This window comes from Micromonospora sp. 4G55, assembly GCF_016803375.1.
The window spans coordinates 1-6033 of record NZ_JAEVHN010000381.1 but is presented as its reverse complement, the minus strand read 5'-3'; the positions used below and the strand labels follow the sequence as shown (position 1 = coordinate 6033).

General features: G+C 73.9%; 5 protein-coding genes and 1 pseudogene. 3 read left to right on the top strand and 3 right to left on the bottom strand.

Annotated elements, in window-relative coordinates; genetic code table 11:
* Positions 1-52 precede the first annotated feature (52 nt).
* The gene (locus JNW89_RS25030) at positions 53-694 is read left to right on the top strand and encodes a response regulator transcription factor (protein WP_238450751.1); all 642 of its coding nucleotides are present in this window, start codon (positions 53-55) and stop codon (positions 692-694) included.
* Between the two features lie 26 nt (positions 695-720).
* Here the strand turns inward: JNW89_RS25030 and JNW89_RS25025 are convergent, their stop codons facing one another.
* From JNW89_RS25025 to JNW89_RS25015, 3 genes are all read right to left on the bottom strand, one after another.
* On the bottom strand, positions 721-1185 hold the full coding sequence (locus JNW89_RS25025; RefSeq protein ID WP_238450747.1) for a GNAT family N-acetyltransferase: 465 nt from the start codon (positions 1183-1185) through the stop codon (positions 721-723).
* The gene (locus JNW89_RS25020) at positions 1182-2474 is read right to left on the bottom strand and encodes an MFS transporter (protein WP_238450746.1); all 1293 of its coding nucleotides are present in this window, start codon (positions 2472-2474) and stop codon (positions 1182-1184) included. Before JNW89_RS25020 ends, JNW89_RS25025 begins: the two co-directional genes overlap by 4 nt.
* A 76-nt stretch (positions 2475-2550) precedes the next feature.
* The gene (locus JNW89_RS25015) at positions 2551-3021 is read right to left on the bottom strand and encodes a hypothetical protein (protein WP_238450749.1); all 471 of its coding nucleotides are present in this window, start codon (positions 3019-3021) and stop codon (positions 2551-2553) included.
* An 873-nt stretch (positions 3022-3894) separates the two neighbouring features.
* Between JNW89_RS25015 and JNW89_RS25010 the strand changes: the two genes are divergently transcribed.
* Together JNW89_RS25010 and JNW89_RS25005 are read left to right on the top strand one after the other, a co-directional pair.
* On the top strand, positions 3895-4260 hold the full coding sequence (locus JNW89_RS25010; protein WP_238450744.1) for a hypothetical protein: 366 nt from the start codon (positions 3895-3897) through the stop codon (positions 4258-4260).
* Between the two features lie 184 nt (positions 4261-4444).
* A pseudogene (locus JNW89_RS25005) lies at positions 4445-5907 on the top strand (magnesium chelatase).
* Positions 5908-6033: the final 126 nt, after the last annotated feature.

Genomic DNA, 6033 nt, shown 5'->3' with positions numbered 1-6033 from the left:
CCAGGCCACCCGGCTGCTGCTCGCCGCCTCCGCCGACCCGCCCCGCGTCCTCGTGGTCACCACCTTCGAGAACGACGAGTACGTCTACGAGGCGCTGCGGGCGATCATCGACGCCCAGCCGGACCTGCGGGTGGTGGGGGAGGCCGCCGACGGCGCCGAGGTGCCCCCGCTGGTCGCGCGGTTGCGGCCCCGGGTGGTGCTGATGGACGTGCGGATGCCCGCCATCGACGGCATCCAGGCCACCCGGCTGCTGCTCGCCGCCTCCGCCGACCCGCCCCGCGTCCTCGTGGTCACCACCTTCGAGAACGACGAGTACGTCTACGAGGCGCTGCGCGCCGGCGCGAGCGGCTTCCTGCTCAAGCGGGCCCGCCCGGCGGAGGTGGTCACCGCCGTCCGGGCGGTCGCCGCCGGTGACTCGCTGCTCTTCCCGGCCGCGATCCGCCGCCTCGCCGGGGCGTACGGGGGGTCGGGCGGGGACCGGCTGCGCGCGGCCCGGCTGACCGAGCGGGAGGCGGAGGTGTTGCGGCTGATGACCACCGGGCTCTCCAACACCGAGATCGCCGGGCAGCTCGTGGTCGGGGTGGAGACGGTCAAGACGCACGTCGGCAACGTGCTGGCCAAGCTCGGCGTGCGGGACCGCACCCAAGCGGTGATCGCCGCGTACGAGTCGGGTTTCGTCACCCCGTCGGGCTGAACCCGGTGCGGACCCACCCGGAGCGACTATGGACCCTCTGCCCCGCAAAGGTGCTTGACGAAGCGCGCCTTGGTACCGCAGGTGTCCGAATATGCCAACCGCCGGTAGAACTCGTGTGCGGACACCCGCCCGCGGCTGCTCGTGACCTCCGTCCAGCGGCAGCCCGCGGTCCGTGCCAGCTCCTCGATCGCGGTGACCAGGGACCGCCCGACGCCTCGGCCTCGGCACCGCTCGTCGACCACCAGCGCCAGCAGGCGCCCTGACCTGCCGGTCACCTCCAGCAGTGGGCACACGTGCATGCCGGCCACTCCCACAAGTTGGTGACCGCTGTCGGCGCCGATGAGGTAGCTCAGCGGATCGTCCAGCCAGTAGTCGAGACGCTCGTTGACCGCTGTGGCGTCGGCTGGGTAGCCGAGCTGTCCCAGCAGGACAGCCAGTCGTGGCGCATCCTGCCGCCGGATCGGGCGGAGCGGTACGGAGCGGGGTCTCATCGGCCTTCCCTGGTGAGGGTCGTCCGTGCGTCGGTCACGCCGTGCAGTTCTCGAGCACGGTCATGGTGCGACCGGTGTCCCGGGGCCGCTCTCTTCCGGTCGGTGGAACAACCTCCGGCGGGACGGTCGGCGTTCCGCCGCGTCGACCGGTGGTGGGACGTGGCTACCACCGCCGCCAGGCAGATCACGGCAGCCGCGATGAGCGGCGGACGGGCGCCGAGGTGTACGGCTGCCGAGCCGAGTGGGATCGCCAGAGCGATGGGCCCGAACATCGCGGTGTTGGCCGTCGCGGCGGCCCGACCGAGCAACGCCGCCGGAGTGTGCGTCTGTACTGCGGTCACCGCGGCGACCAGGGTCCAGGGCAGGCCGATGCCTGCGACCACCGACGCGGCGATCGTGACCGGCCACCAGGGCAGGCAACGCGCCAGACAGCTGGCGCCGAACAGCACCGTCCCGGCGACACCGACGGCGACCGGGCCCCGTCGAGCGATGAATCGCCCGACGATCAGGCCGCCGACGACAGACCCGGCACCCTGGGCGCTGACCAGGACGCCGAGGAACGTCGTCGGCAGACCCAGTTCCGTGGTGACGATCGCGTAGACGGCCGCGGTCGAGAAGCCGGACATGGCGATCGACACGGCGGCGAGCGCGACAGTCACCCGCGTCGTCCGTCGCCCGGACAGGACGGCGATCCCGGCGCGGAGACCGCGCTGCCGCTCGGTTGGCAGGTCGGGTGGCGTACGGGTCAGTCGCACCGCCGCGTACAGGATGGCGACCAGGGCCGGCACGGCGGCGCTGAGCACGGCGACCGCGTGCCCGCCGTGCCATGTGTAGAGACCCGCGCCGGCCAGCGGAGCCACCAGCTTCATGCCTTCCTGGGCGCTCGAGCGCCACCCGTTGACATCGCCGAGTTCCGCAGGTGACAGCGCGGACGGCAGCAGCGCCGTCTCGCCTGCGTCGATCAACACGTAGCTGACCCCGTAGGCGCACGAGACGGCGAAGATGAGCCAGGTCTGGCCTGGCCCCCGTACCGCCAGGAGACTCAGCAGGACGAGGACCAGCGTGAGGTTGACGGCGATGACCAGGGGCCGCCTGGGCACCCGGTCGAGCAGACCCCCCAGCCATGGGCCCGCGAGCACGGGGGCGTACACGCAGAGCCCGGCGAGCGCCGCGAGGCTGCTGGACCCGGTGAGGTCCAGGATCCAGATCCCGGCCACCAGGGACATCGCGCCGCTGCCGAATCCCGACACCAGCGAGATCGCCACGAACAGTCCGGCATTGCGGCGCATGAGGCCCCCAAGGTTGAGCGGAGATGACTCACATCCTCAATCTTGAGTGTTGGTCAGGCAATGCTGTTCGCCCTTGTCAATCATGCGTTGACAGGGCGCTATCCAACATGGCCGCGACAGCCTGGACGGGGGCTGGCAACCGTTCGCGTCCCGCCTCGGCGAGATCGGCGGCGATGTGCGACGCCAGCGCGTACAGCGAGCTCGGAGCGGCATCGAGGGCGACCTCTGCCGTGCTGCGCACGAGCGCCGCCCGACGGAACCGCCCGTCCCACCGCCGGTCCGCGTCGATCCACCGCTGAAGGTCGGCTACGGCGGTCCGCACCATCGCGATACGCGCCGAAAAGCGGAGATCGAGGTTCTGCCGCCGCGACCTGCGCGCGGCTGCCAGGCGTTGCCGGCGTTGCTCCGCCGCCTGCCGGCTGCTCAGACCCAGCGCGGCGGCTATCTGTGCCCACGTCGCGCCCGCGTAGCGCGCACGATCGATAAGTTCCAGCTCCTGCTCGTCCAGTCGCAGACGGGCAGCCGCCACGTCGGCCAACCGAGCCATCTCCGCCACATGTCAACGTTACATTGACGGTTCATGGTCCCTGTCGCGCCCGGCCTTGTCCGCCTCCAGGGCGGGTCGCGCGTACCGCGCTCGGCCGACGATCCCCCGGCATGGGGAGCGGATTCACCGCCGCACGGGAGGGATCGGGCCGCCCGCCGGCCGACGCTGAGGCCATGACGACGACAACGACAGTTCCCACCCACCGCCCCTCCCGGGCCGCATCGCTCGCGGCCGGCTGGCTCGGCCTCTGGGGCGTCCTCGCCCTGATCGGCACGGTCACCGGCGCCGGCTACCCGTTCGGCGCCAACGACCCGCACGGCGGCGGGGCGAACCTGCTCCGGCTGGTCCCGGTGTCCGTCGGGCCGCCGCTCTTCGCGGCGCTGCTGCTGACCGCGGCGATCGCCGCGCTGGCCATGAGCGGACCGTCGACCCACCCGTCCCGGCCGCTGCGGGCCCTGCTGCTCGGCTACAGCTGGACAGTGGCGTTCGTGCTGGCCGTGGTGGTGCCGGACGCCCGGGTGCTGGTCGTGCTCGGCTACGCGCCGATGCTGATCCTCGGCGCCCCGTTCGGCTGGCCGCCGGTCGACTACGCCGACGTCTTCACCTGGGCGCTCTTCGCGCGCTGCGCGGCCCTGGTCGGCGGGGTGCTGCTCGCCGGGGCGCTGCTGGCCTGGCAACGCCGTACCGCCGGGGCCTGCCTGTCCTGCGGGCGCGGCGGCGGCGCGCGGGACTGGACCGCGGCCGGACGCAGCGGCCCGGTGGGGCCGCTGGGCGGCCGGGACGGCGGCGGTCATCCCGCTGACCTACGCGGTCACCCGGTTCGCCTGGACGGCCGGCGTTCCGCTGGGCATCTCCCCGGACTTCCTCGCCGAGATGCGCGAGACGGGGCTGGTCTGGGCCGGCGCCGGCCTGGCCGCCTTCGCCACCGTCGGCGCGCTGCTCACCCTCGGCCTGGTCCGCCCCTGGGGCGAGCGGTTCCCGCGCTGGATGCCCGGGCTGTCCGGCCGGCGGGTGCCGATCGGGCTGGCCGTCGTGCCGGCGACGCTGGTGGCGCTCTCGGTCACCGCGGCCTCGCTCGGGCTGGTCACCAGCCCCCAGTTCTGGGCCATCGAGGGCGGGTTCAGCCTGACCACCGCGCCGATGCTGCTCTGGCCGCTGTGGGGCGTGTCGCTCGGCGCGGCGGCGCTCGCCTATTACCTGCGGCGGCGGGGCACCTGCCGGTCCTGCGGCCGAGGCTGACCTTCCCACCGGCCGGCCGGGGCGGCTCGTGGGCCACCCCACCCGGCGGGAGCGTGGCCCGGACGGGCGGGAGCGGATCGGCCGGGAAGGACCGGTGGAGCGGACCGGCGGTGCGGACCGGCGGTGCGGGCCGGAGCGGCGGGAGCGGACGGAAGGGGGCGGTGACGTGGCGGACCGCGCTAGCGTGGGTCGGGTGACTGCGCCAAACCAGGTTCTCCCGTTCCCGCCCGCCGACCTGCCGGGCACGCTCGGCGAGCTGCGCGCGGCCGGGCACCGGCACCGCACCGTCAAGCAGGAACTCCGCGACAACCTCCTCGCCCGGATGCGTTCCGGCGCCGATCGCTTCCCCGGCATCGTCGGCTACGACGACACCGTCCTCCCCGAGGTCGAGCGGCCCTGCTCGCCGGCCACGACATGGTGCTGCTCGGCGAGCGCGGCCAGGGCAAGACCCGGCTGATCCGCTCGCTGGTGGCGCTGCTCGACGAGTGGACCCCGGTGATCCCCGGCTCCGTGCTCAACGAGCACCCGATGCACCCGCTCACCCCGGCCTCCCGCGCGCTGGTCGCCGAGGCCGGCGACGACCTGGCGGTCGGCTGGCTGCACCGCTCGATGCGCTACGGCGAGAAGCTGGCCACCCCGGACACCAGCGTCGGCGACCTGATCGGCGACGTGGACCCGATCCGGTTGGCCCAGGGCCGCACCCTCGGCGACCCGGAGACCATCCACTTCGGACTGGTGCCGCGCACCAACCGGGGGATCTTCGCGGTGAACGAGCTGCCCGACCTGGCCGAGCGGATCCAGGTGGCGCTGCTCAACGTGCTGGAGGAGCGGGACATCCAGGTTCGCGGCTACCAGCTGCGGCTGCCGCTGGACCTGTTCCTGGTGGCCAGCGCCAACCCGGAGGACTACACCAACCGGGGCCGGATCATCACGCCGCTCAAGGACCGCTTCGGCGCGGAGGTCCGCACCCACTACCCGGTCGACCTGGAGCTGGAGCTGGCGCTGATCCGGCAGGAGGCCGAGCTGGTCGCCGAGGTGCCGGAGCACGTGCTGGAGGTGCTCGCCCGGTTCGCCCGCGCCGTGCGGGAGTCGCCGTCGGTGGACCCGCGCTCCGGCGTCTCCGCCCGCTTCGCGATCGCCGCCGCCGAGACGGTCGCCGCCGCCGCGCTGCGCCGATCCGGCCTGCTCGCCGCCGGTCCCGCCGCCCAGGGGGTACGCCCCGAGGCCCCGGTCGCCCGGGTCGGCGACGCGGTGTCGGTGACCTCGACCCTGCGCGGCAAGGTCGAGTTCGAGAGCGGCGAGGAGGGGCGCGAGATCGAGATCCTGGCCCACCTGCTGCGCACCGCCACCGCCGAGACGTTCCGGGCCCGGCTGGCCGGGCTGGACCTGTCCGGCTTCACCGGCCTGGTCGCCGAGGGCACCGTCATCGAGACCGGGGAGCTGGTCTCGTCGGCGGAGCTGCTGCGCCAGATCGGCACCGTGCCGGGGCTGGCCAAGGCGCTGGACCGGCTCGGGCTGGGCGACGCGCCCACCCCGGAGGAGGCCGCCGCCGGGATCGAGTTCGTCCTGGAGGGGCTGCACCTGACCCGCCGGCTCGGCAAGGACGTCACCGAGTCGGGCCGTACCGTCTACGGCGGCCGGGGCTGAGCATGGCCGGCAACCGGTTCCGGTACGGCCAGTGGCGCGGCGGGCCCGACCCGCTCGCCCCGCCGTACGACGTCCGGGCCGCGGTGGACGCCGTCGGCGCGGAGGTGCTGGCCGGCGGCAGCCTGC

What these genes read in the sequence shown, in the direction of transcription:
- JNW89_RS25025 (WP_238450747.1), bottom strand. Translation starts at nt 1,185, where the DNA reads ATGAGACCCCGCTCCGTACCGCTCCGCCCGATCCGGCGGCAGGATGCG.
- JNW89_RS25020 (WP_238450746.1), bottom strand. Translation starts at nt 2,474, where the DNA reads ATGCGCCGCAATGCCGGACTGTTCGTGGCGATCTCGCTGGTGTCGGGA.
- JNW89_RS25015 (WP_238450749.1), bottom strand. Translation starts at nt 3,021, where the DNA reads ATGGCTCGGTTGGCCGACGTGGCGGCTGCCCGTCTGCGACTGGACGAG.
- JNW89_RS25010 (WP_238450744.1), top strand. Translation starts at nt 3,895, where the DNA reads ATGCGCGAGACGGGGCTGGTCTGGGCCGGCGCCGGCCTGGCCGCCTTC.